19 protein-coding genes are annotated in these 23,667 nt (G+C 72.9%); 13 read left to right on the top strand and 6 right to left on the bottom strand.

The features are described 5' to 3' along the window. The first annotated feature begins 125 nt into the window (after positions 1-125). Complete coding sequence (locus BJY28_RS03085) at positions 126-2,111, top strand: FG-GAP-like repeat-containing protein (protein ID WP_179461702.1); 1,986 nt, start codon at positions 126-128, stop codon at positions 2,109-2,111. A 310-nt stretch (positions 2,112-2,421) separates the two neighbouring features. Then, the gene (locus tag BJY28_RS03090) at positions 2,422-4,074 is read left to right on the top strand and encodes an alpha/beta hydrolase (protein ID WP_179461703.1); all 1,653 of its coding nucleotides are present in this window, start codon (positions 2,422-2,424) and stop codon (positions 4,072-4,074) included. 375 nt (positions 4,075-4,449) lie between these two features. Here the strand turns inward: BJY28_RS03090 and BJY28_RS03095 are convergent, their stop codons facing one another. The 5 genes from BJY28_RS03095 to BJY28_RS03115 form a co-directional block, all read right to left on the bottom strand. Then, positions 4,450-5,904 (bottom strand): 2-oxo acid dehydrogenase subunit E2, encoded by a 1,455-nt coding sequence (locus BJY28_RS03095; protein ID WP_179461704.1) that lies wholly within the window; start codon positions 5,902-5,904, stop codon positions 4,450-4,452. A gap of 60 nt (positions 5,905-5,964) precedes the next feature. After that, entirely contained in the window at positions 5,965-6,954 is a 990-nt protein-coding gene (locus BJY28_RS03100) for an alpha-ketoacid dehydrogenase subunit beta (protein ID WP_179461705.1), read from the bottom strand. Beyond that, the gene (gene pdhA / locus BJY28_RS03105) at positions 6,954-8,189 is read right to left on the bottom strand and encodes a pyruvate dehydrogenase (acetyl-transferring) E1 component subunit alpha (protein WP_343036934.1); all 1,236 of its coding nucleotides are present in this window, start codon (positions 8,187-8,189) and stop codon (positions 6,954-6,956) included. Before pdhA ends, BJY28_RS03100 begins: the two co-directional genes overlap by 1 nt. Before the next feature lie 198 nt (positions 8,190-8,387). After that, entirely contained in the window at positions 8,388-9,458 is a 1,071-nt protein-coding gene (hisC, locus tag BJY28_RS03110; RefSeq protein WP_179461706.1) for a histidinol-phosphate transaminase, read from the bottom strand. A 45-nt stretch (positions 9,459-9,503) separates the two neighbouring features. Beyond that, positions 9,504-9,908, bottom strand: coding sequence for a phage holin family protein (locus BJY28_RS03115; protein ID WP_179461707.1), 405 nt, complete (start codon positions 9,906-9,908; stop codon positions 9,504-9,506). 122 nt (positions 9,909-10,030) lie between these two features. Between BJY28_RS03115 and BJY28_RS03120 the strand changes: the two genes are divergently transcribed. From BJY28_RS03120 to BJY28_RS03165, 10 genes are all read left to right on the top strand, one after another. Further along, positions 10,031-11,680 (top strand): substrate-binding and VWA domain-containing protein, encoded by a 1,650-nt coding sequence (locus tag BJY28_RS03120; protein WP_179461708.1) that lies wholly within the window; start codon positions 10,031-10,033, stop codon positions 11,678-11,680. 119 nt (positions 11,681-11,799) lie between these two features. Beyond that, complete coding sequence (locus tag BJY28_RS03125) at positions 11,800-12,714, top strand: ABC transporter substrate-binding protein (protein WP_179461709.1); 915 nt, start codon at positions 11,800-11,802, stop codon at positions 12,712-12,714. Then, positions 12,714-13,673 carry an amino acid ABC transporter permease gene (locus tag BJY28_RS03130; protein ID WP_179461710.1) on the top strand — a complete coding sequence of 320 codons (960 nt, stop codon included), beginning with the start codon at positions 12,714-12,716 and terminating at the stop codon, positions 13,671-13,673. The genes BJY28_RS03125 and BJY28_RS03130 overlap by 1 nt, the downstream gene beginning before the upstream one ends. A 47-nt stretch (positions 13,674-13,720) precedes the next feature. Beyond that, a complete protein-coding gene (locus BJY28_RS03135) occupies positions 13,721-14,521 on the top strand; it encodes an amino acid ABC transporter ATP-binding protein (RefSeq protein WP_179463908.1) in 801 nt (266 codons plus the stop codon). A gap of 282 nt (positions 14,522-14,803) precedes the next feature. Next, positions 14,804-16,285, top strand: coding sequence for a cytochrome ubiquinol oxidase subunit I (locus BJY28_RS03140; protein ID WP_179461711.1), 1,482 nt, complete (start codon positions 14,804-14,806; stop codon positions 16,283-16,285). Between the two features lie 78 nt (positions 16,286-16,363). Continuing rightward, positions 16,364-17,461 carry a cytochrome d ubiquinol oxidase subunit II gene (cydB, locus tag BJY28_RS03145; protein ID WP_179461712.1) on the top strand — a complete coding sequence of 366 codons (1,098 nt, stop codon included), beginning with the start codon at positions 16,364-16,366 and terminating at the stop codon, positions 17,459-17,461. Beyond that, a complete protein-coding gene (cydD, locus tag BJY28_RS03150) occupies positions 17,458-19,059 on the top strand; it encodes a thiol reductant ABC exporter subunit CydD (RefSeq protein WP_179461713.1) in 1,602 nt (533 codons plus the stop codon). Before cydB ends, cydD begins: the two co-directional genes overlap by 4 nt. Next, positions 19,056-20,753 (top strand): thiol reductant ABC exporter subunit CydC, encoded by a 1,698-nt coding sequence (gene cydC / locus BJY28_RS03155; RefSeq protein WP_343036935.1) that lies wholly within the window; start codon positions 19,056-19,058, stop codon positions 20,751-20,753. Before cydD ends, cydC begins: the two co-directional genes overlap by 4 nt. After that, entirely contained in the window at positions 20,750-21,238 is a 489-nt protein-coding gene (locus tag BJY28_RS03160) for a BlaI/MecI/CopY family transcriptional regulator (protein ID WP_179461714.1), read from the top strand. The genes cydC and BJY28_RS03160 overlap by 4 nt, the downstream gene beginning before the upstream one ends. Next, positions 21,235-22,077, top strand: coding sequence for a M48 family metalloprotease (locus tag BJY28_RS03165; RefSeq protein WP_179461715.1), 843 nt, complete (start codon positions 21,235-21,237; stop codon positions 22,075-22,077). Before BJY28_RS03160 ends, BJY28_RS03165 begins: the two co-directional genes overlap by 4 nt. Positions 22,078-22,265: 188 nt before the next feature. Here BJY28_RS03165 and BJY28_RS03170 read toward each other — a convergent pair whose 3' ends face one another. Beyond that, positions 22,266-22,724, bottom strand: a complete 459-nt coding sequence (locus BJY28_RS03170) for a hypothetical protein (RefSeq protein ID WP_179461716.1) — start codon at positions 22,722-22,724, stop codon at positions 22,266-22,268. 124 nt (positions 22,725-22,848) lie between these two features. Here BJY28_RS03170 and BJY28_RS03175 point away from each other — a divergent pair, with 124 nt between their 5' ends. Beyond that, positions 22,849-23,532, top strand: coding sequence for an AIM24 family protein (locus tag BJY28_RS03175; protein WP_179461717.1), 684 nt, complete (start codon positions 22,849-22,851; stop codon positions 23,530-23,532). Positions 23,533-23,667 lie beyond the last annotated feature (135 nt).

Below are 23,667 nucleotides of genomic sequence, written 5' to 3' on the forward strand. Positions count from 1 at the left end.
CCCACAAATGTAGGTGCCGGGCGGCGGCGGACCGTCACGGGGCGCCGCGCTGAGACCCGCACGAGGTCCCGCCGGAGGGGGCGACGGGCTGGAAGACTGCGCAGCACGCCACCGAAGGGACGAGCATGACCTCGCGACGGACCACCCTGCTCACCGCCGTGCTCGGGACCGGGCTGCTCGCCGTGGCGAGCGCCCCCGCCCTGGCCGCGCCCTCGCCGGGAGCGCCGGGGACCAGCGGCGCCGACAGCGAGCTGACGATGCTGTGCGACGGGGTCGGCGAGGACGTGCTCACCATCACCGGCGACCTGTCCGCCGGCGGGTCGATGAGCTTCGAGCAGCGCGGCCTGAGTGTGGTCGGCAGACCCGGCTTCACCGGCACCGACGCCGACGGGGACCGGGTCGTCGTCGAGCCCACCGGAGAGGGAGTGACCTGCTCCGCGCGCAGCACCAGCACCGCGGGATCGCTGGCGGAGCTGCTGCCCGCGCGGCAGGCCGACCAGGCCGACGCCGACGGACAGGTCGAGGGGCGGCTGACCGTCACCGCGGAGGTCGACGCCGACGCGGTCGCTGCCGCGGCGCCCCGCCAGGACACCCGCTCGGCAGCCGCCGCGGCTCTCCCCTTCGAGGCGGAGGTGCGTCGCTACCTGGCCAGCCGACCCGGCGCGGTCGGGGTGGCGGTGCGCCTGCCCGGCACCGGGGAGTCATGGACCTACACCAAGACCAGCGCCCGCAACGTCACGGCGAGCATCGTCAAGGTCGAGATCATGGCCGCGGTGATGATGCGCGCCCAGGACGCGGGGCGCTCGCTGACCAGCTGGGAGCGCTCGAAGATCGAGCCGATGATCCGCACCAGCGACAACGCGGCCACCACCGACCTCTTCAACAGCCTCGGCGGGCGGGCCGCGCTGGACCGGGCCTCGGACCGGCTGGGGATGGACGCCACCTACGCCGACACCGGCGGCCGCTGGGGGCTGACGACGACCACCGCGCTGGACCAGACCACCCTCATGGAGCACTTCGCCCGGCCCACCGGCACGCTCAGCTACAGCAACCGGACCTACGGGCTGCGGATGATGCGCTCGGTCAGCAGCGCCCAGGACTGGGGCGTGACCGCCGGCCCGCCGAGCGGCCAGGTCGCGGTCAAGAACGGCTGGCTGCCGCGCACCGACGGCTGGCACGTCAACAGCATCGGCTGGCAGAGCTACGGCGAGGCCGACTACACCATCGGGGTGCTCACCCACGACGACCCGGGCGCGATGAGCACCCAGATCTCGACGATCGAAGGGGTCTCCCGGATCGTCTGGCGCAACCGGCTCGCCCTGCTCGAGGCCACCGAGCCGGAGCCGCGCGGGCGCTCCGGCGACCTCGACGGCGACGGCCGGGTGGACCTGGGCAGCGTCTCCGCCGGCGGCTACCTCTACGTGCACCGCGGCGACGGCAGCGGCGGCTTCGCCACCCGCCGGGCGATCAAGCCCGGGCTCGGCAGCTACACCTGGTTCGGCAACGCCGGCGACGTCAACCGGGACGGACGCAGCGACGTGCTGGCCCGCGACGGGGACGGCGTGATGCGGCTGATGTACTCCACGAGCTCCGGCGGGCTGACCTACGCCAAGGCGCTGCGTCCCTGGTTCGCCTCCTACACCGACCTGGCCGGCGGCTACGACGTGGACGGCGACGGGAACCTCGACCTGCTCGGCCGGCTGCCCGGCGGCGAGGTCGTCCGCTTCGAGCTCACCGACGAGGGCGAGCTGACGAAGGCGGGGTCGATGGGCAGCCCGGTCCGCTGGTACCCGGAGATCGACCTCGTCGGTGACGTGAACGGTGACGGCCGCGCGGACCTGCGTGGCCGGGCCACCGGCGGGCGGATGCGCACCTGGACCGCCGGGGCGTCGTCGTTCGCGACGACCAGCGCCACCTCGACCGGCTGGGACCGCTACGGCCTCGTCGGCTCCCCCGGCGACCTCAACGGCACCGCCAGCCGGCAGGACGACGTCATCGCCGCCTCTCCCTACGGCAGCGCCGTCGACCTCTACTACGGGACCGGCAGCGGCGGCACCTCCGGCCCGGTCCCCACCGGTGCCTCGCTCACCGGGATGGAGCACCTGCTGTGACCGGCTCGTCGACGGCGCGGCCGGGTGCCCGCGGCCGAACTGGGCTGGTGGCGATCCTCCGGTACCTGCTGACTGCCCCCGTCTGAACCCTGACCTTGCGCAACTTCCCGGGCAGCTGTGAAGGGGGTCCAGAGCGTGCCCGGGCGAACGCGAAGGGGGCCGCCGTTGGCCCTGGTGGACGCCGAGCGTGATCGGTACGCCACGGAGTGGTTACTAGTTCCTCGGAACCCTTCCCTTCCCTGAACCGCTCGGCCAAGGTGGCTTCGGGCGCCGACGCCACCGCGCCGCAGGATCGACCCGGGAGGAACCGATGAAGAAGGTCTTGTCCGCCATCTCTGCGCTGGCGGTCGCCGGCAGCGGGGGTGCGGTGCTCTCCACGAGCGCCGACGCCGCCCCGTCAGCGGCCCAGGCGCCCTCGGCCGCGACCGGCCCCGTCGCGCCCGACGCGCGCGTGCACAGCTACACCCCGCCCGCGATCGACTGGGGTCAGTGCGACGACCTGCGGCTGCAGGACGCCGGCGCCCAGTGCGGCATGGTCACCGTGCCCCTGGACTACAACCGCCCCTCCGGCCAGAAGATCCAGCTGGCGATCTCCAAGATCGACGCCGACCCCAACGAGACCTACCAGGGCGCCGTGCTGGTCAACCCCGGTGGCCCGGGCGGCTCCGGCCTGTCCCTCTCCCGGCTCGGCGGCTGGGTGCCGGACAACGCCGGCGCCGGCTACGACTGGATCGGCTTCGACCCGCGCGGCGTGGGCAGCTCGGTCCCGGCGCTGAGCTGCGACCCCGACTTCTTCGCCCCCAACCGCCCCTACTACTCCCCCAACAACACCGAGCGGCTGCGCGCCTGGACCGCCAAGACCCGGCAGTACGCCAGCGACTGCGGCGCGGCCAACGCCGAGATGCTGCCGCACATGCGCAGCTCGAACACGGTCTACGACATGGAGTCGATCCGTAAGGCGCTCGGCCGGTGGAAGCTCAACTTCTACGGCTTCTCCTACGGCACCCACATCGCCCAGATCTACGCCAGCAAGTACCCGCACCGGGTGCGTCGCTTCGTCCTCGACGGCGTGGTCAACACCGGCAAGTCCTGGTACGACGCCAACCTCGACCAGAACCTCGCCTTCGAGGAGTCGATGCGCGCCTGGTGGGAGTGGATCGCCGAGAACGACGACACCTACGGCCTGGGCACCACCGGCGCCGAGGTGCGGCGCGAGTGGTACCGGCAGCGGGCCCGGCTGGCCAACTGGCCGCGCGAGGGCATGGGTCCCTCGGAGTGGACCGACGTCTTCCTCTCCGCCGGCTACTACGTCTACGACTGGGACTACCTCGCCTCGGTCTTCGTCGCCGCCTCGCAGGACAGCGACTTCGGCCCGGCGATCGACGAGTACGCCTCGGCGAACCCCTCCGAGCCCGGCTCGGACAACGGCTACGCGACCTACCTGGCGACCGAGTGCACCGACTCGCCGTGGCCGGCCAGCTGGGCGCAGTGGAGCAAGGACGGCTGGCGCACGCACCGGGCCGCCCCCTTCGAGTCCTGGGGCAACATGTGGTTCAACAACCCGTGCCGGGTCTGGCCCACCGACTCCGGACCGCGGGTCTACGTCAACGGCTCCAAGGCCCCGGCCATGCTGCTGATCGCCGAGACCAAGGACGCGGCGACCCCCTTCAGCGGGGCTCTGGCGACCCGTCAGCGGTTCCCGAAGTCCGTGCTCATCGAGGGCAAGGACGGCTCGACGCACAGCGGCTCGCTCTCCGGCGTGGACTGCGTCGACGACCGGGTCGCCGCGTACCTCAAGAGCGGGACGCTGCCCTCGCGACAGGCCGGCAACACCTCCGACGTCGAGTGCGAGCCGGTGCCGCCGCCGACCCCGACGTCGCCGGACGCCCGTGCCGGTGCGCAGAGCAAGGGCCTGGAGAACCGCGAGCTGCGGGAGATCATCAACGAGGCCCGCGCCTTCTGACGCGGACGAGATGACGAAGGGGGTGCGGCCGGCCGCACCCCTTCGTCATGTCCTCGTGCCCGGGTCGAGGCGCCGCGTGCCTCCATCGGGAGCAGGCCTCTCGCGGGTGGAGGTATCCCCACGCGCCGGGGCGCGTGCCCTCACCTCCACCGGCGAAGTGAGGGCGCAACTGCCCGGGCAAATCACCTCCCCCGCGCAACTGCCCGGGCAAATCACCTCCCCCCGCGCAACTGCCCGGGCAAATCACCTCCCCCTGCGCAACTGCCCGGGCAAATCACCGCTCGCCGCGCAACTGCCCGGGCAATTTCGGCCTCCCCTGCGCAACTGCCCGGGTAGTTGCGCAGGGGGCCTGGGGCCTGCGGGTGCTCCTCGACCTCAGGCCCAGAGGAAGGCCTGGCCCGGGTCGCGCAGCAGCGCGGCCAGGTCGGCGAGGACCTTCGAGCCGAGCTCGCCGTCGACCAGCCGGTGGTCGAAGGACATCGCCAGCTGGGTGACCCAGCGCGGCTCTATCGTCTCCACCCCGTCCCGCTCGACCACCCAGGGGGTGCGCCGGACCGCGCCGAAGGCGATGATCGCCGCCTCCCCCGGGTTGAGGATCGGGGTGCCGGTGTCGACGCCGAAGACACCGACGTTGGTGATGGTGATCGTGCCGCCGGCCAGGTCGGCCGGCGGGGTGCGCCCGGCCCTCGCGGTCGCGGTGAGCTCGCCGAGGGAGACCGCGAGCTCGTGCAGGCCCATCCGGTCGGCCGCCTTGATGTTGGGCACGATCAGCCCGCGGTCGGTCGCCGCCGCGATGCCGAGGTTGACGTCGCGCAGGTAGGCGATCTCCTGGGCGTCCTCCTCCCAGCGGGCGTTGACCTCCGGGTGCCGCCGGATCACCAGGCACAGCGCCCGGGCGAGCACCAGCAGCGGGCTGACCTTGACGTCGGCGAAGGCGCGGTCGGCCTTGAGCCGCTCGACGAGGTCCATCGTGGCGGTGCAGTCCAGGGTGACGAACTCGGTGACGTGCGGCGCGGTGAAGGCGGAGGAGACCATCGCCTGCGCCGTCATCTTGCGCACGCCCTTGATCGGCACCCGGGTCTCGGCCGGCGCCTCGCCGGCGCCACCCGAGGTGGCCGGCTGGGCGACGGACCCGTTCCCCGCGCCGCTAGCGGCACCGGCCCCGGCGGCCGCCGACTCGACGTCCTCCCGGGTGACCACCCCGCCGTCCCCGCTCGGCGCGACCTGGGACAGGTCGACGCCGAGGTCCTTGGCCAGCTTGCGCACCGGCGGCTTGGCCAGCGCCCGGGCCTGCTCGCCGGACAGGCTCGCCCCGCCGGCAGCACCGGCAGGCTGCGGCCCGGCGGCGGGAGCGGCCGAGGCTGGTGCGGGGGACGATGAGGCAGGAGCGGTCTCGGCGGCGGGCGCGGCGGAGCCGCCCGACCCAGCGGAGCGACGCCGTCGCCGCGGGGAGCCGGACTCCTTCGCGCCGTAGCCGACGAGGTTGGGCACGGCCCCTTCGCTCTCGGCGGCGCCGTCGTCCGCGCCGCCCTCACCCGACCCGCCGGACGAGGCAGCGTCGGAGCCGCCGGAGGGTGCCCCGCCGCCCTCGGCGGTCTCCACGGCGATGATCGGCGAGCCGACCTCGACGGTGTCGCCCTCGGCGGCGAGCAGCTCGGCCACGGTCCCGGCGAAGGGGATGGGCAGCTCGACGAGCGACTTGGCGGTCTCCACCTCGACGACGACGTCGTTGACCGCGACGGTGTCCCCGGCGGCCACCCGCCAGGTGACGATCTCGGCCTCGGTCAGACCCTCGCCGGGGTCGGGCAGGTTGAAGTGCTGGATGCTCACGCGGACTCCTCGGTGCGGTCGGTCTGGGTGCTGTCTCGCCTGCGGTCGGTACGCATGCGGTCAGTACCCGAGGGAGCGGTCGACGGCGTCGAGCACCCGGTCGACCGAGGGGAGGAACTCCTCCTCGAAGCGGCTCGGCGGGTAGGGGATGTCGTACCCGCCGACCCGCAGCACCGGCGCCTCGAGGTGGTAGAAGCAGTCCTGCTGCACCCGCGCCGCGAGCTCGGCGCCGAGCCCGAGGAAGGTCTGCGCCTCGTGCACCACGACCGCGCGTCCGGTGCGCCGCACCGAGTCGGTGATCGTCGGCACGTCCAGCGGGCTGAGCGTGCGCAGGTCGACGACCTCCAGGCTGGTGCCCTCCTCGGCGGCCGCGTCGGCCGCCTGCAGGCAGGTCTTGACCATCGGGCCGTAGCACAGCAGCGTCAGGTCGCTGCCGGAGCGGGCGACCCGGGCCTGGTGCAGCCCGAGCTCGGGGCCGGCGTCGACGTCGATCTCCTCCGGCGAGCGCTCGTGGTAGCGGCGCTTGGGCTCGAAGAAGACCACCGGGTCGTCGCTGGCGATCGCCTGCTGGATCATCCAGTAGGCGTCCGGCGCGGTGGCGCAGCTGACCACCCGCAGCCCGGCGGTGTGCGCGAAGTAGGCCTCGTTGGACTCGCTGTGGTGCTCCACGGCGCCGATGCCGCCGCCGCACGGGATGCGGATGACGATCGGCAGCCTCAGGTGACCCAGCGAGCGGTAGTGCATCTTGGCGACCTGGCTGACGATCTGGTCGAAGGCGGGGTAGACGAAGCCGTCGAACTGGATCTCCACCACGGGCCGGTAGCCGCGCAGCGCCAGCCCGACGGCGGTGCCGACGATGCCGGACTCGGCCAGCGGGGTGTCCATCACCCGGTGCTCGCCGAAGTCCTTCGCCAGCCCCTCGGTGATCCGGAAGACGCCGCCCAGGGTGCCGACGTCCTCCCCCATGACGAGCACCTTGTCGTCCTGCTCCATCGCTGCCCGCAGGCCCGCGTTGAGCCCCTTGGCGAGGCTCGGTCGGTTCGTGGCCATCAGACCGCCTCCTCCTCGAAGCCCGCCTGGTAGGCGAGGAACTGCTCCCGGTTCGCCGCCACCGCGGGGTGCTCGTCGACGTAGACGTCGTCGAACATCGTCACCGGGTCGGGGTCCGGCATCTCCTGGCAGGCCTTGCGCACCCGGGCCGCGATCTCGTCGGCCTCGGCGTCCACGGCGGCGAAGAACTCGGCGTCGCCGTGCCCCTTCTCCTCCATGAAGCCGCGCATCCGGGCGATCGGGTCCTTGTGCTTCCAGATCTCGACCTCGGCCTCGTTGCGATACTTGGTCGGGTCGTCGGAGGTGGTGTGCGCGCCCATCCGGTAGGTGTAGGCCTCGATGAGCGTCGGGCCCTGCCCGGCCCGGGCGGCGTCGAGCGCGGACTTGGCGACCGCGTAGGTGGCCAGCGGGTCGTTGCCGTCGACGAGCACCCCGGGGAAGCCGAAGCCGCGCGCCCGCTGGTACGGCGGGATGATGAACTGGCGCTCGTTGCCCTCGGAGATCGCCCACTGGTTGTTCTGGACGAAGAAGACTACCGGCGCCTGGGTGACCGCGGCGAAGACGAGCGCCTCGTTGAAGTCGCCCTGGGCGGTCCCGCCGTCACCGGTGAAGGCCATCACCGCGGCGTCCCGGTCGGGGTCGCCGGTGCCCATGTCACCGTCCGCCTTGATCCCCATCGCGTAGCCGACGCCGTGCAGCATCTGGTTGCCGATGACGATCGTGTAGAGGTGGAAGTTGTTCTCGTTGGAGTCCCAGCCGCCGTGGTTGACCCCGCGGAAGAGGCCGAGCAGGTTCTCCGGCGGCACCCCGCGGCACCAGGCGACGCCGTGCTCGCGGTAGCCGGGGAAGGCGTAGTCCTGGGGGCGCAGCGCGCGACCGGCCCCGACCTGGGCGGCCTCCTGGCCCAGCAGCGAGGGCCACAGGCCGAGCTCACCCTGACGCTGCAGCGCGTGCCCCTCGGCGTCGATCCGGCGCACCAGCACCAGGTCGCGGTAGATCGTCCGGGCGTCCGCGGAATCGAGGTCCTCAACGATCTGCGCGTACGGGGCGTTGGTCTCGTTGGTGGCCAGCCGGGTGCCCTCGGCGTCGACGAACTGGACCATCTCGGGGTTGTCGTCGGCGAAGTGCCCGGTGATCCGGGACGGGGGGGTCGGCCCGGCGCCGGGTGACGGCTCGAAGGCGCCGGCCATATCGGCCTTGGCCTCCGCGTGTCCGGCGACGTCGTTGTCGCTCACGTTCTCTCCCTTCGTCCGGGCCGCGAGGGATCGCCCATGACCCGGGTGCGGTGGCGCGCGCTCCGGGCGGTGTGGTCCGGAGCACACGAGGTGACCTCACCGTACCGGACCCGTCTCGCGGGTTGAGACGGGTCCGGCGTGATCGTGACCGGAGCGTCCAGCCGGGAGGGCCCGTCGGTGCGGGAAGGGGAGGGCCCGTCAGTGCGGGAAGGCGGTCGCCACCTCGACGAGCCGGTCGTTGGCCTCGGGCTCGCCGATGGTCACCCGCACCCCTTCGGTGCCGTAGGGGCGCACCACGAGCCCGGCGGCGTCGCAGGCGGCGACGAGGTCGGGGGTCGCCTCGCCGACCGGGAACCACACGAAGTTCGCCTGGCTCGGCGGCAGGTCCCAGCCCGCGGCGCGCAGCGCCTCGAGCACCCGGGTGCGCTCGCCAACCAGCTCGCGCACCCGGGCGGCGAGCTCGTCGCCGGCCTCCAGCGAGGCCACCGCGGCCACCTGTGCCAGCGAGCTGACGCCGAAGGGGACGGCGGTCTTGCGCAGCGCCCCGGCGACCTCCGGCGGGGCGGCCGCGTAGCCGACCCGCAGCCCGGCCAGCCCGTACGCCTTGGAGAAGGTGCGCAGCAGGGCCACGTTGTCGTGCGCCCGCAGCAGGGCCAGCCCGTCCACCGGGTCGTCGCCCTCGACGAACTCCAGGTAGGCCTCGTCGACGACGACGAGCACGTCGTCGGGCACCCGGGCCAGGAAGTCCTCCAGCTCGGTCTGGGTGACCGCCGTGCCGGTGGGGTTGTTCGGGGTGCACACGAGCACCATCCGGGTGCGCTCGGTGATCGCCTCGGCCATCGCGTCCAGGTCGTGCCGGTGCTGCGCGGTCAGCGGCACCGGGACCGGGACCGCGCCGGCGACGGTGACGACGATCGGGTAGGCCTCGAAGGAGCGCCAGGCGAAGACCACCTCGTCGCCGGCGTCGCAGGTGGCCTGCACGAGCTGGCCGAGCACCCCGACGCTGCCGGTCCCGGTGGCCACCGTCGTGGGGTCGACACCGAGGTGCGCGGCGATCGCCTCGGTGAGCGCGGACACCGACATGTCCGGGTAGCGGTTCATCAGCCCGGCGTGCTCGCGCACCGTCTCCAGCACGCTGGGCAGCGGCGGGTAGGGGTTCTCGTTGGAGCTGACCTTGTAGACGGTCAGGTCCGCGCGGGCGGCCGCCGGCTTGCCGGCGACGTAGGCGGGCAGTGCGTCGAGGGCGGCGCGCAGGCGGACGGGGCTCATGCCGGCCACCCTAGCCAGCGACGAGCACCCGGCGCCCCGGGCAGGTCAGGCGCGGCGGTCGTCCGCGTCCGGCTCCGGCAGCACGAGGTTGAGGATCATCGAGACGATGGTGATGATCAGCGCCGCGAGGACCGCGTCCCAGAAGAACTCGTCGATGGTGAAGTCCAGCCCCAGCGGGTCGGAGATCCACTCGGTGATCTGCAGCATGAAGGCGTTGACGACGAAGGTGAACAGCCCCAGCGTGAGGATGATCAGCGGGAAGGAGAAGAAGGTGGCGATCGGCTTCACGATCGCGTTGATCACCCCGAAGATCAGGGCCACCAGGACGATCGTGGCGAACTGCGAGGCGAAGGTGGTCTGACCGTCCGCCAGGCGCACCCCGCTGACCATCCAGGCGGCCACCCACAGAGCGACACCGTTGACCGCGGTCCTGATGAGGAAGTTCGTCATGGGGCCAGTGTGGCAGCACCCAGGCACGGCGTGAGGCTGACCACACCGGTGGCCGTGCCGCCGTCGGGTGTGGTCACCTAGGTCGGTCGAGGACGACCGAGCATGCCGGGAGGGGATCACCGATGGCTCTGGGCAGGACCCGTGGCACGCACGCCCGCCGACCCGAGCGGGGACGCCTGCTCCCGCTGCTGATCGCCGCCGTGGTGGTCCTCGCGCTCGTGGTCGTCGCCGGCCTGGCGCTGCGCGGGGGCGACGACGAGAGCGCCTCCGGCTGCGACGGGGGCCCGCTGACCGTGGCCGCCAGCCCGGAGATCGCCCCGACCGTCGAGCAGGTGCTGGACGGCCTCGCCGAGGACGAGGACGCCGGCGGGTGCACCGACTTCACGGTGCGCGCGGTGAGCTCGGCCCAGGCGGCCACCGAGATCAGCGACGGCCGTGCCCCGGACGTGTGGATCCCGGACAGCTCCACCTGGGTGGACAAGGTCGAGGTCGGCGACGGCAGCGGCGGGTGGACCGAGGGCCCCTCGATCGCCCGCTCCCCGATCGTGCTCGCGGTGGGCGGCGACGCCGCCGACGACGCCTCGCTCACCTCGTGGAGCAGCCGGCTGACCAACGACGACGACCTGCGGATGGCCAACCCCGACTCCGACACCGCCAGCCGGCTCGCCTACCACGCCAGCCGGATCGGCGAGCCCGAGCGGCTCGGTCTGCAGACCGGCGGGCGACTGATCTTCCTCTCCCGCTTCGCCGCCCCGTCGGTCAACGCGCTGCTCGACTCCTACGCCCAGGAGCCCGCCGAGGCCGACCCCTTCCCGGCCTCGGAGCAGCGGATCTTCGCCTTCGCCGAGGAGCACGGCGACACCGAGCCGCTGCACGCGGTGATGCCCGAGACCGGCACCCTCGCCCTGGACTACCCGTGGATCAGCAGCCCGGACCTGACCGGCGAGCGCCGCGACGCCGCCGAGCAGGCCCGGACCGCCTTCGGCTCGACGCAGACCCGCGACCTGCTCACCGAGGCCGGCTTCCGCAGCTCCGACGGTCGTGGCGGGCCGGAGATCGCCGAGCAGGAGCCCGCCGCCCTCGACGAGCTGGAGCCGCTGACCCGGCAGGAGCGGCTGGCCGCGGTCGAGCAGTGGGACATCCTGCGCACCGACATCCGGATGCTGGCGCTCATCGACGTCTCCGGCTCCATGGAGTGGGACAGCCCGACCCCGGGGATGGCCCGCTGGGAGGTCACCCAGGGCGCGCTGCTGCAGGGCATCGGCATCCTGCCGGCCGGCAGCCAGGTCGGCGGCTGGGCCTTCTCCAGCGACATCGGGGGCGAGGGCCAGGACTGGCAGGAGCTGGCGCCGGTGCGGCGGCTCGACGAGAGCGTCGGCTCGGGCACCCAGCGGGACCGGCTGGAGCGCCTGGTCTCCGACGGGGGCGAGCTCATCGAGGGCGACACCGGGCTCTACGACAGCGTCTGGGCGGCCTACCAGGAGATGCAGGACAGCTACGACGAGGACTACGTGAACTCGATCGTCGTCTTCACCGACGGCGAGAACGACGACCCCAACGGCGGCCTGTCGCTGAACCAGCTGCTGGACCGGATCGACGAGGGCTACGACCCCGAGCGGCCGGTGCGGATCATCACCATCGGCATGGGCGAGGCGGACGCCTCGGCGCTGCAGCAGATCTCCGACGAGTCCGGCGGTACCTCCTACATCGCCGAGACCCCGGACGACATCGAGCGGGTCTTCGTCGAGGCCCTGCTGGCCCGCACCGGCTGATCCGGCGCGTCACGAACGGGTGACGAGACCGGGACCGCTCTGCTCACCGGGGCGTCGGTGGTGGCACCATGTCCCGATCGTGGGCGCGACCGCGCCCCTCGGAACTCCTGGAGGATCCCATGCGTCGCGCCCCCGTGGCTCTCGTCGCCTCGCTCGCCCTCGGTGCTGCCACCATCACCGGGTGCGGCTCCGACTCCCTCGACGAGGGCGGCGGCTCCGGCGAGGGCTCCAGCTCGTCCGGCAGCGGCGAGGTCGAGGTCTCGGTCAACCAGGAGCTGGCCGACCAGGTCCCCCAGGAGATCCGCGACAAGGGCACGCTGACCATCGGCACCGACGCCTCCTACGCGCCCAACGAGTTCCTCGCCGAGGACGGCAAGACCGTCCAGGGCTTCGACGTCGACCTCTTCGACGCGGTGGCCGCCAGCCTCGACCTGGAGACCCAGTGGCAGCCGGCCAAGTTCGACTCCATCATCACCGGTGTCGACGGCGGCAAGTACGACATGGGCATCTCGTCGTTCACGATCAACGACGAGCGCAAGCAGCAGGTCAACATGGTCAGCTACTTCAACGCCGGCACCCAGTGGGCGGCCGCCCCGGGCAACCCCGAGAACGTCGACCCGGAGGCTCCGTGCGGGCTGACCGTGGCCGTGCAGAAGGGCACCGTGCAGCAGGAGGAGGACCTGCCGGCGAAGGAGGACGAGTGCGAGTCCGAGGGCGAGCCGATCGAGGTGCTCGTCTACGAGGGCCAGGACCAGGCCACCGCGGCCGTGGGCAGCGGCAAGGCCGACGCCATGCTCGCCGACTCCCCGATCGTCGCCTACGCGGTCAAGCAGTCCGACGGCAAGATCGAGGCGGTCGGTGACATCTACGACGCCGCCCCCTACGGCTACGTCGTGCCCCAGGACGACGAGGAGATGGCCGAGCTCTTCGCCGAGGCGCTGACCGCCCTGAAGGAGGACGGCGCCTACGACTCCGTGCTCGAGGAGTGGGGCGTGCAGGACGGCGGCATCGACGAGTTCGCCGTCAACCCCTGATGCCGGCGCCGGACGACGCCGAGCGCGAGGAGCGCTACGGGCCGATCGACGCGGTGCCGGTGCGTCACCCCGGCCGGTGGGTGGCCATCGCGGTCATCGCCGTGCTGGTGGCGATGTTCGTCAACATGCTGCTGACGAACCCGGAGTTCGACTGGGGCTTCATCCGGCAGGCGATGATCCAGACCCCGGTGCTGCGCGGCCTGCTGATGGGCACCCTCCTGGTCACCGTGCTGGCGATGATCATCGGTGTCACGCTCGGCGTCGTCCTGGCGGTGATGCGGCTGTCCGACAACCCGGTGCTCTCCGGGGTCGCCTGGGTCTTCACGTGGTTCTTCCGGGCGATCCCCCGGCTGGTGCTGCTGACGATCATGGGCGCCCTCGGGGTGCTCTTCCAGGACGGGCTGGGCATCGGGGTCCCCTTCGACACCCAGATCCTCTCCCTCTTCGGCATCGACGGGACCATGCGGATCGCCACCCTGGACGCCAACACGGTCTTCTCCGGGGTGGTCGGCGGCGCCATCGGCCTCGGGGTCTCCGAGGCGGCCTACATGGCCGAGATCGCCCGGGCCGGCATCCTCTCGGTCGACGACGGGCAGCGTGAGGCCGCTCGCTCGCTGGGCATGAGCAACGCCCAGGCGATGCGCCGGATCGTGCTGCCGCAGGCGATGCGGGTGATCGTGCCGCCGACCGGCAACGAGACCATCGCGATGACCAAGGACACCTCGCTGCTCATCGGCATCCCGGTGACGGCCGAGCTGTTCTTCCAGCTGCAGACCATCGGCTCACGGCTCTTCGAGACCTTCAACGTCCTCGTCGCCGCGACCCTGTGGTACCTGGTCATCTGCTCGGTGCTCATGGTCGGGCAGTACTTCCTCGAGCGGCACTTCGGCCGCGGCTACGGGGACACCTCCGAGGGCGGGGCCCGGCGACGGGTGCTGCAGATGGGGAGCACGAAGTGAGCACGGCAGCAGGCGACGACAACGCTGACACCGCGGGCGAGGCGGCGATGCCGCTGGTGCACGCGGTGAACGTGCACAAGTCCTTCGGCTCGGTGGAGGTGCTCAAGGGCATCGACGTCGACGTGCACGCCGGGGAGGTGGTCTGCCTGCTCGGCCCCTCCGGCTCGGGCAAGACCACCTTCCTGCGGTGCATCAACCAGCTCGAGGACATCCAGGCCGGGCGGATCTGGGTGGACGGGGACCTCGCCGGCTACCGGGAGAAGGGCGGCCGGCTGCACCGGCTCACCGACACCGAGATCGCCGCGCAGCGCCGTGGCATCGGGATGGTCTTCCAGCGGTTCAACCTCTTCCCGCACATGACGGTGCTGCAGAACGTCGTCGAGGGCCCGACGCTGGTGCAGGGCCGGGCGAAGAAGGAGGTCACCGCCGAAGCCGAGGAGCTGCTGCGCCGGGTCGGGCTGGCCGACATGTCCGGGCGCTACCCCAGCCAGCTCTCCGGCGGGCAGCAGCAGCGGGTGGCGATCGCCCGGGCGCTGGCCATGCAGCCCAAGCTCATGCTCTTCGACGAGCCGACCTCGGCGCTGGACCCCGAGCTCGTCGGCGAGGTGCTCGGCGTCATGCGCGACCTGGCCGACCAGGGGATGACGATGATCGTCGTCACCCACGAGATGGCCTTCGCCCGCGACGTCGCCGACCGGGTGATCTTCATGGACGGCGGGGTCGTCGTCGAGGAGGGGCCGCCGTCGTCGGTGATCAACGAGCCGCAGCACGAGCGCACCCAGGCCTTCCTCTCCCGGCTGCGCAGCGAGCACGAGGAGGCGGCCAAGGCCGCGGCCGATCTCGTCTGACCCGCTCCCCTTCCTCTCCCTCCGCAACTGCCCGGGCAGTTCACCACCCCCACCGCAACTGCCCGGGCAAATCACGGCGCAGCAGGCGCGGGCGAAGGGGGACGGACCCACCTACCACGCAGTAAGTGTCGTGATCACAGCACTTACTGCGTGGTAGGTGGGCAGGTGGGGGGCGGGTGGGTGAGGGTCGAGGGTCACGTTCTGGTGACCCCAGGGATGTACTACGTGGCGTCGTAGTACGGTGGTGGGCATCCCTGGCGCACGACCCTGGCGGGAGCACCGATGGAATCCCTGGACCTGGCGCGATGGCAGTTCGCCATCACTACCGTCTACCACTTCTTCTTCGTGCCGATCACCATCGGCATGTCCGCCCTGGTGGCCTGGTTCCATACCCGGTACCTGTGGCGGCGCGAGCCCGGCGACCTGCGGCTGGCGAAGTTCTTCGGCAAGCTCTTCACCATCAACTTCGCCCTGGGCCTGGTCACCGGCATCGTCCAGGAGTTCCAGTTCGGGATGAACTGGTCGGCCTACAGCCGCTTCGTCGGAGACATCTTCGGGGCCCCGCTCGCCCTGGAGGCGCTGCTGGCCTTCTTCCTCGAGTCCACCTTCCTCGGGCTGTGGATCTTCGGCTGGGGCAAGATCCCGGAGAAGCTGCACGTGGCCTGCATCTGGCTGGTGCACATCGGCACCCTGCTCAGCGCCTACTTCATCCTCGCGGCCAACTCCTTCATGCAGAACCCGGTCGGCTACCGCTACAACCCCGAGACCGGGCGGGCCGAGATGGCCGACTTCGTCGCGGTGCTCACCAACGAGGTGCAGCTGGTCACCTTCCCGCACGTCATCGCCGCGAGCTACATGGTCGGCGGCGCCGTCGTCATGGGCGTCGCGCTGCACAAGATGCGCCGCTCCCACCGGCTCGCCCAGACCGCCCTCGCCACCACGGACGACCCGGCCCCGGACCACCGCGGCGACGTCGTCATGTACCGCCGCGCGGTCCGCCTCGGCGGGGTGGTCACCCTCGTCGCCGGCCTCGCCGTGGCGATCACCGGAGACATCCAGGGCAAGGTGATGACCGAGGTCCAGCCGATGAAGATGGCCGCCGCCGAGGCCCTCTACGACACCCCGCCCGAGGGCGAGTGCGCCCCCTTCTCCGTGCTGACCGTGGCCGGTCTCGGCGGCGACGACCCCACCCACGTCATCGAGATCCCCTGCCTGCTCTCCTACCTCGGCACCGGCTCCTTCGACGGCGAGGTCCAGGGCATGGCCGAGCTGGAGGCGGAGTACCGGCAGCGCTTCGGGGACACCGAGGCCACCGCCTCGGACACCTACATCCCGCCGATCGCGATGACCTACTGGAACTTCCGGCTGATGATCGGCGCCGGGCTCTTCGCCGCCGCGGTCGCCGCGCTGGCGCTGCTGATGACCCGCAAGGACCGGGTGCCGATGCAGCGCTGGTGGCAGCCGCTGCTCGTGCTGGCCCCGATCGCCACGGTGCTCGGCCACTCCTTCGGCTGGATCTTCACCGAGGTCGGTCGGCAGCCGTGGGTGGTCTTCGGCGAGCTGACCACGGCGAACGGGGTGTCCGACCCGAGCGTGGTGACCAGCACCGACGTCATCGTCTCGATGGTCGTCTTCACCCTGCTCTACGGGGTGCTCGCGGTGATCGAGGTCAAGCTCTTCCTCGACTACGTCCGCAAGGGCGCCGAACCCTTCGAGGAGACACCCGTCGTCGAGGAGGACGACGAGCTGGCCTTCTCCTACTGACCCCGACGCACCACCCGACCCGACCCGCCACCTGACCCGCCCCGCCCCCCGCACGACCTGCCGAGCAAGGAGCAACGCATGGAGCTCGCCACCTTCTGGTTCATCCTCATCGGGGTGCTGTGGACCGGCTACCTCGTCCTCGAGGGCTTCGACTTCGGGGTCGGCATGCTGCTGCCGGTCCTGGGACGCAACCGGGACGCGAAGGGGGGCGAGGACCCCGCCGGCGAGCGTCGCCGGCGCGCGGTGCTGACCACCATCGGCCCGCACTGGGACGGCAACGAGGTCTGGCTGCTGACCGCGGGCGGGGCGACCTTCGCCGCCTTCCCGCACTGGTACGCGACGATGTTCAGCGCCTTCTACCTGCCGCTGCTGCTCCTGCTCGTGGCGCTCATCCTGCGCAACATGGGCCTGGAGTACCGCTACAAGCGGGACTCGGTGGCCTGGCGCCGCGGCTGGGACGCGATGATCATCGGCGGCTCGGTGGCCGCGCCGCTGCTCGTCGGGGTGGCGCTGACCAACCTCGTGCACGGCCTGGTGATGCGCGAGGTCGAGGTAGGCACGAGCGCCAGCTACACCGAGTTCACCGGGAGCCTGCTCTCGGTGCTCAACCCGGTCAGCCTGCTCGGCGGCCTCACCGTGCTCGCGCTGTGCCTGACCCACGGCGCCCACTTCCTCGCCCTGAAGACCCGGGGCGACCTGCGCGACGACGCCCGGGCCCTGGCGACCCGCTGCGGCCCGGTCAGCGCCGTGCTGGCCCTCGGGCTGCTGGTGTGGCTCGGACTGGAGCGGGGCAGCGGCGCCTCCTGGGCGCTCAGCGCCCTCGCCGCCGCGGCGCTCGTCGGCGGAATCGCCGCCAACCTCGCCGGGCGCGAGGGCTGGGCCTTCGCCGGGACCGCGACAAGCATCGCCGCAGCGGTGGCCACCTACTTCGTCATGCTCTCGCCGAACGTCATCAACGGCCTCGGCGACGACCCGGACCTGAGCATCAGCGCGGCCGCCAGCTCGCCGCTGACCCTGGAGATCATGAGCTGGGCCGCGATCCTCTTCACCCCGGTGGTGCTCGCCTACACGGCGTGGACGTACTGGATCTTCCGTCGACGGATCTCGGTCGAGCAGATCCCGCCGGCCAGCGACCCGTTGGCCGAGAAGGGCGCCCGCGCCGCGACCCGGTCATGAGTCCCCTCGACCCGCGGCTGCTGCGCCTGGTCCCCCAGGCCCGAGGTCCGGTGCTGCTGCTGGCCGGGACCGGCGCGCTCCAGGGGGTGGCCACCCTCGGCGCCGCGGTCGCGCTGACCGCGCTGGTCGTGGCGGCGGTCCGGGACGAGCCGCTGACCGGCCCGGCGGTCTGGACCGCCGCGCTCTTCGGAGCCCGTGGCCTCCTCGCCTGGGTCGCCGAGGGGCTGGCCGCACGGTCCGGCGCCGCGGTCTCCACCGCGCTGCGCGAGCGGCTGCTGGCCACCTGGCTCGAGCGGGACACCGACCACCTGCCCGACCGGGCCCGCGCGCTGACCCTGGCCACCCAGGGCACCACCGCGGTCGAGCCGTACGTCTCCCGCTACCTGCCGGCGCTGGTCACCGCGGCGGTGGTCCCGCCGCTGGCCGTCCTCGCGCTGCTGGTCGTGGACTGGCCCAGCGGGCTCGTCGTGATCCTCACCCTGCCGCTGCTCCCCCTCTTCGCGGCCCTCATCGGGATGGCCACCCAGGAGGACACCAGGCGACGCTGGCGGGCGCTGTCCGACCTGTCCGGTCACTTCCTCGACGTCGTGCGCGGGCTGCCCACCCTCGTCGCCTACGGCCGCGGCGAGCGCCAGGTCCGGACCATCACCGCGGTCAGCGAGAAGCACCGCACGGCCACCATGCGCACCCTGCGGCTGGCCTTCCTCTCCTCGGCCGCGCTGGAGCTGCTGGCGAGCCTCTCGGTGGCGATCGTCGCGGTGATCGTCGGCATCCGGCTCACCCACGGCAGCATGGACCTGGCACCCGGGCTGCTGGCGATCCTGCTCGCGCCCGAGGCGTACTGGCCGATCCGGCGGGTCGGCGCCGAGTACCACTCCGCGGCGGACGGGGCCGAGGCGCTGGCCGAGATCGTCGACGAGCTGGACGCACCGACGCCCCGCCACGAGCGGAGGAACGCACCCGCCGGCCTGGTCCGGGCGCGGGACCTGCACTACACCTACCCCGGCAGCGGCCGCGAGCTGCTCGGCGGGGTGGACCTGGAGACCAGCAGCGGGCTGACCACGATCACCGGCCCCAGCGGCGTCGGGAAGACCACGCTGCTCGAGGTGCTCGCCGGGCTGCGCCGGCCCGACCTCGGCGAGGTCACCACGGCCCCGGTGCACCTGGTCAGCCAGCGCCCCTTCCTCGGGGCCGGCACGATCTGCGGCAACCTCGCCCTGGGCGCCCCCAACGGCACGAGCGGCAGCGGGGACGCGCTCTGGGAGGCGCTGCGCCAGGTCGGCCTGGACGGCGTCGTCGCCGGCCTGCCCGAGGGCCTGGACAGCGACATCGGCGACGACGGGTTCGGCCTGTCCGCCGGGCAGCGGGCCCGGCTGGTGCTGGCCCGGGCGCTGCTCTCGTCGAGCACGGTCATCCTGCTCGACGAGCCGACCGCCCACCTGGACCCGGCCTCGGCCGAGGGCGTGCACGAGGTCATCGACGTGCTGGCCACCCGGCGCACGGTGATCGCGGTGACCCACCGTCCCGAGCTGGTCGCCCGGGCGCACCGCCACGTGCACCTCACCGGCGGCACCCGGCTGCAGGAGGTGCGCTCGTGACGGCGGCGGACGGTGCCCGCGGCACCCCGGTGACGGAAGCTGCGCACGGCGCCCGCGGCACCCGGGTGCTCCGGCTCCCCCGCCCGGTGCTCGTCGCCGGGCTGCTCGCCGGGGTGGCCACCGCCTCGGGCATCGCCCTGACGACGACCTCCGGGTGGCTGGTCGTGCGGGCCAGCCAGGGACCGCAGATCATGTCGTTGCTCACGGTCATCGTCGCGGTGCGCACCTTCGGCGTCGCCCGGCCCACCTTCCGCTACCTGGAGCGGCTGCGCAGCCACGACCACGCGCTCGGCGAGCTGGCCGGGCGGCGCGCCGAGACCTATGCCCGGCTGGTGCCGCTCACCCCGGCGCGGCTGGGACGCCGGGGACGGTCGGACCTGCTCAGCGGGGTGGTCGACGACCTCACCGACGTCACCGAGGCGTCGGTGCGGGTGAGCGTCCCGGTGATCGGCGCCCTCGTCGCCGCGGTGCTGGCCACCGCCCTCACCACGCTGGTCTCGCCGGTCGCCGGCGCGGTGCTGGCCGCCATGCTCGGCGTCACCGCGCTGCTGGTGCTGCTGTGCTGGCGGCTGGAGTCGACCTCTCAGGACGAGCTCGTCATGACCCGCGCCGAGGTGGCCCGGGTCAGCCAGCTGAGCACCGAGCACGCCGCCGAGCTGCGGTCGATCGGGGCCACCGGCCAGGTGCTCAGCGACCTGCGCCAGGCGCACGCCGGGCTGCGCACGGCGATCGCCCGCCAGTCCCGCGGCCGCGCGCTGGTGGCCGGCGGTCTGCTGCTGCTCACCGGTGCCGCCACGGTGGTCACCGCGCTGGCGGTCCACGACGACGGCCACAGCCTGCCGGTCCAGGGCCTGCTCGTGCTCGTCCCGGTCGCGGTCGGCGAGGCGGCCGGGGTGCTCACCGACGCGGTGCGGGCGCTGGCCCGGGCGCAGGCCGCGGCGGGCCGCCTGGACGGGCTGCTCGACCAGACGCCGGCGGTCCGGGAGGTGGGCACCGGTGGGCCGGACGAGATCGCCCCGCCCACCGGTGGCGCCCGGGCTCCCGAGCTGCGCCTGGAGCAGGTGAGCGCGAGCTGGCAGCCGGGAGCCCGGCACCTCGACCCGCTCGATCTCACCCTGCGGCCGGGCGAGAAGCTCGCCCTCACCGGGCGCAACGGCAGCGGGAAGTCGACCGCGCTGGCCGTGCTCGCCCGGCACCTCGACCCCGACGGCGGCCGCTACCTCGTGGACGGGGCGGACGCGACGCGCCTCCCGCTGGCCACGGTGCGCGACCTCGTGGCGGTGGTCGACGACGAGCCGCACGTCTTCGCCACCACCCTGCGGGAGAACCTGCGCCTGGCCGCGCCGCCGGAGGCCGGCGACAACGACCTCGTCGCGGCGCTGGTCGGCGCCGGGCTGGGCTCCTGGTTCGCCGACCTCGACGACGGGCTGGACACCCGGCTGGGCACCGGCGGCGCGGGTGTCTCCGGCGGCGAGCGCAGCCGCCTGGCGATCGCCCGGGCGCTGGCCAGCGGCCGCCCGGTCATCCTGCTCGACGAGCCGGTCGCCCACCTCGACGCGCCCACCGCCGAGGGGGTGATCGACGACCTGGTGACGCACAGCCCCGACAGATCGGTGATGATGGTGACCCACCACCGGACCGGGCTGGCGCGGATGGACCGCGTGCTCGACCTCGAGGAGGAGAGAGCTGGATGACGTCGCTGGGCAGCCTGGAGCGCGCCGTGATGCGCGTGCTCTGGGAGCACCCGCACCACGACCGCGGCCTGACCGTGCGCGAGGTCCTGGACGGGATGACCGACCGCGCCCCGGCGTACACCACCGTGATGACCGTGCTCACCCGCCTGGAGGCGAAGGGGGTGACCACCCGGGTCCGTGACGGCCGCGCCTGGCGGTACCTGCCGGCGCAGAGCCGGGAGGAGCTCACCGCGGTCGCCATGCGCACCCCCCTGGACAGCCTCTCCCGCGAGGAGCGGCAGTCGGCGATCCTGCACTTCATCAACGACGCCACCCCCGCCGAGATGGACGCGCTGCGCTCGGCGCTGGCCGAGGTCGAGGACGCGGTCGGTCCCGACGGCGGCGGACCGGGCGAGGGCGACCAGGCCGACGGCCGCTCGGGCCGCCGCGGACGTGACGGCACCGGACGGCACGGGCGGCGCGGGCGAGGTTCCGGCGCGTCGTGATCCCGGTCGCCCTGGTGGTCACCGGCCTGGCGCTCGTGGTCGCCCCCCGGTTCCTGGCCGGGTGGACGGGCATCCGGCGCACCCCACGCGCCGCCCTCTTCCTCTGGCAGGGGTTCGCGCTGTCGGCGGTGCTGTGCTTCTTGCTGGCCGGCCCGGTGGCGCTGGCCGAGCTGGTCGGCGGCGACGACCCGGCGATGATCGCGGTCACCCTGCTCACCGGCGCGGTGTCGGTGCTCGTACTGGCGCACCTGCTGGCCAACGGTCGGCGGATCGGGCGGCGGCTGCGCGCCCAGCGCCGCGACCACCGGGAGGTGATCGATCTCGTCGCGCGGCACCAGGACGGGCGCACCCGGGTGCTCGCCCACGACGCGATGGGCGCCTACTGCGTGCCGGGCGACGGCGCGCGCGTGGTGCTGACCGAGGCGACGCTGCAGCGGCTGGACGACGCGCAGCTGGACGCGGTGCTGGCCCACGAGGACGCCCACCTGCGGGAGCGGCACGACCTCGTGCTCGAGTTCTTCAGCGTGCTGCACACCGCCGCACCGCCGCGCGCCCGGGCCGAGGCCGCGCTGGCCGAGGTGCGGCTGCTCGTCGAGGTGCTCGCCGACCGGGCCGCGGCGGCCCGCACCTCCCCGGTGGTGCTGGCGCGGGCGCTGGTCGCGCTCACCAGCGCCCGGCACCCGGACGGCTCGCTGGGCGCGGGAACCTCGACCACCGAGGCCCGGATCCGCCTGCTCGTGGCGGACGAGCCGGCCTGGCGCACCGCGCTCATCTACGCCGCTGCGGCGCTCGTGGTGCTGCTGCCGCTGCTGCTCGTCGGCGCGGCGATCATCACCTGAGCACGCACGTCCTCACGTCTCCACCCACCCGATCACCTCCACCCCCTTCGACCGAAGGAGGTGAACCCACGCGCCCCAGCGCGCCCAGACACCTCCACCCCGCTGGATCACCTCCACCCCTGCTGGACGCGAAGGGATGAGACGCCCCGCGGGCGGTGCGGGGAGCGCTGCGCAGGGCGCGCCGCCGCTCAGACGCCCCAGGTCGAGGGCGGGGAGGTGTCCTCGTCCGGGCCCTGCTGCCGCCGCGGGGTGGGCGGAGGCGGCGGCGGGGAGCCGGGGCGCGACTGGGTGAGGAAGTCCCCGTGCCGACCGGCGCGCTCCGGCGGGGGTGTCGGGATGCCGTCGGAGCCACCGGGCTTCTCGGGCTGGACCGGCCGGCCCGGTCCGCCGGCCGGGCGCCCGTCGGTGTGCAGCACCATCTCCCGGATCGCCCCGCGCTCCTCCATCGCGGTCAGCGCCGCGAGCAGCTGCTGGCGCGCCGACTCGTCGTGGCTGCGCCCGGTCTCGGCCAGGTAGGCCAGCAGCCCCAGGTCGCGCAGGTGCCGGTCGATGTCTCCCGGCTCCTGGGACCCCGACCGGTCCCAGACCTGGTCGGCCTTGCCGGCCAGCTGCTCGTAGCCGGCCCTGGCTCGTTCGACGAAGCTCATCCTCGACCTCCATACCCGCTCGTCCCGGTGCCGCCGCAGGGTCTCCCCCGAGGCACCGCCGCACCCTAGAGTGACATCACCGCGGGTTCACAGGGGGACCTGCACCAACGATGCGAGGTACCTCATGGCCATCCACGGCTCGCTCTTCTCCGACTTCGCCGAGACGGAGTCCAACGACCAGTTCGCGCTGCAGAACAAGAAGCTGCTCAAGATCAACATGGGCTACGGCCCGGTCCTGGCCAAGACCGGCTCGATGGTCGCCTACCAGGGCGACGTCCGCTTCGAGAACAAGGGCTCCGGCGGCCTCGGCAAGATGTTCAAGCAGGCCGCGACCGGCGAGGGCGTGCGGATGATGACCTGCACCGGGCAGGGCGAGCTCTTCGTCGCGGACATGGCCGCCGAGATCCAGGTGATGTACCTCGAGAACGACATGATCTCGGTCAGCGGCGCCAACATCCTGGCCTTCTCCTCCTCGATCGAGTGGGACATCCACCGGGTGCAGGCGCGCGGCGCGGCGATGACCGGCGGCCTGTACAACGTCTCCCTGCGCGGCACCGGCTTCGTCGCGCTGACGACGAAGGGGGACCCGGTCGCCCTGCAGGTGGCCCAGGCGCCCACCTTCTGCGACGCCCAGGCGGTGGTGATGTGGACCGCCGGGGTGAGCATGGACATCAAGCTCGACACCGGTGGCGCGATGTCGATGCTGCGCGGCGGCACCGGCGAGACCTTCCAGATGGCCTTCGGCGGGCAGGGGCTGGTCGTCGTCCAGCCGGCCGAGTCGGTCACCCAGACCGGCGCCCAGGGCTGACCCGGCCGACCACCGGCACCGCCCGCACCGCCTGCACCGCCTGAGCCGAGACCGCGTCCGCGACCGACCCGTCACGGCGCCCACGGGGGACTGCTCCCCATGGGCGCCGTGGCGGGTCCGGCCGTAGTCTCGGCG

This window comes from Janibacter alkaliphilus (genome assembly GCF_013408565.1).
Lineage (GTDB): Bacteria > Actinomycetota > Actinomycetes > Actinomycetales > Dermatophilaceae > Janibacter > Janibacter alkaliphilus.

What these genes read in the sequence shown, in the direction of transcription:
- BJY28_RS03085 (WP_179461702.1), top strand. Translation starts at nt 126, where the DNA reads ATGACCTCGCGACGGACCACCCTGCTCACCGCCGTGCTCGGGACCGGG.
- BJY28_RS03090 (WP_179461703.1), top strand. Translation starts at nt 2,422, where the DNA reads ATGAAGAAGGTCTTGTCCGCCATCTCTGCGCTGGCGGTCGCCGGCAGC.
- BJY28_RS03100 (WP_179461705.1), bottom strand. Translation starts at nt 6,954, where the DNA reads ATGGCCACGAACCGACCGAGCCTCGCCAAGGGGCTCAACGCGGGCCTG.
- hisC (WP_179461706.1), bottom strand. Translation starts at nt 9,458, where the DNA reads ATGAGCCCCGTCCGCCTGCGCGCCGCCCTCGACGCACTGCCCGCCTAC.
- BJY28_RS03115 (WP_179461707.1), bottom strand. Translation starts at nt 9,908, where the DNA reads ATGACGAACTTCCTCATCAGGACCGCGGTCAACGGTGTCGCTCTGTGG.
- BJY28_RS03120 (WP_179461708.1), top strand. Translation starts at nt 10,031, where the DNA reads ATGGCTCTGGGCAGGACCCGTGGCACGCACGCCCGCCGACCCGAGCGG.
- BJY28_RS03125 (WP_179461709.1), top strand. Translation starts at nt 11,800, where the DNA reads ATGCGTCGCGCCCCCGTGGCTCTCGTCGCCTCGCTCGCCCTCGGTGCT.
- BJY28_RS03130 (WP_179461710.1), top strand. Translation starts at nt 12,714, where the DNA reads ATGCCGGCGCCGGACGACGCCGAGCGCGAGGAGCGCTACGGGCCGATC.
- BJY28_RS03135 (WP_179463908.1), top strand. Translation starts at nt 13,721, where the DNA reads ATGCCGCTGGTGCACGCGGTGAACGTGCACAAGTCCTTCGGCTCGGTG.
- BJY28_RS03140 (WP_179461711.1), top strand. Translation starts at nt 14,804, where the DNA reads ATGGAATCCCTGGACCTGGCGCGATGGCAGTTCGCCATCACTACCGTC.
- cydB (WP_179461712.1), top strand. Translation starts at nt 16,364, where the DNA reads ATGGAGCTCGCCACCTTCTGGTTCATCCTCATCGGGGTGCTGTGGACC.
- cydD (WP_179461713.1), top strand. Translation starts at nt 17,458, where the DNA reads ATGAGTCCCCTCGACCCGCGGCTGCTGCGCCTGGTCCCCCAGGCCCGA.
- BJY28_RS03160 (WP_179461714.1), top strand. Translation starts at nt 20,750, where the DNA reads ATGACGTCGCTGGGCAGCCTGGAGCGCGCCGTGATGCGCGTGCTCTGG.
- BJY28_RS03170 (WP_179461716.1), bottom strand. Translation starts at nt 22,724, where the DNA reads ATGAGCTTCGTCGAACGAGCCAGGGCCGGCTACGAGCAGCTGGCCGGC.
- BJY28_RS03175 (WP_179461717.1), top strand. Translation starts at nt 22,849, where the DNA reads ATGGCCATCCACGGCTCGCTCTTCTCCGACTTCGCCGAGACGGAGTCC.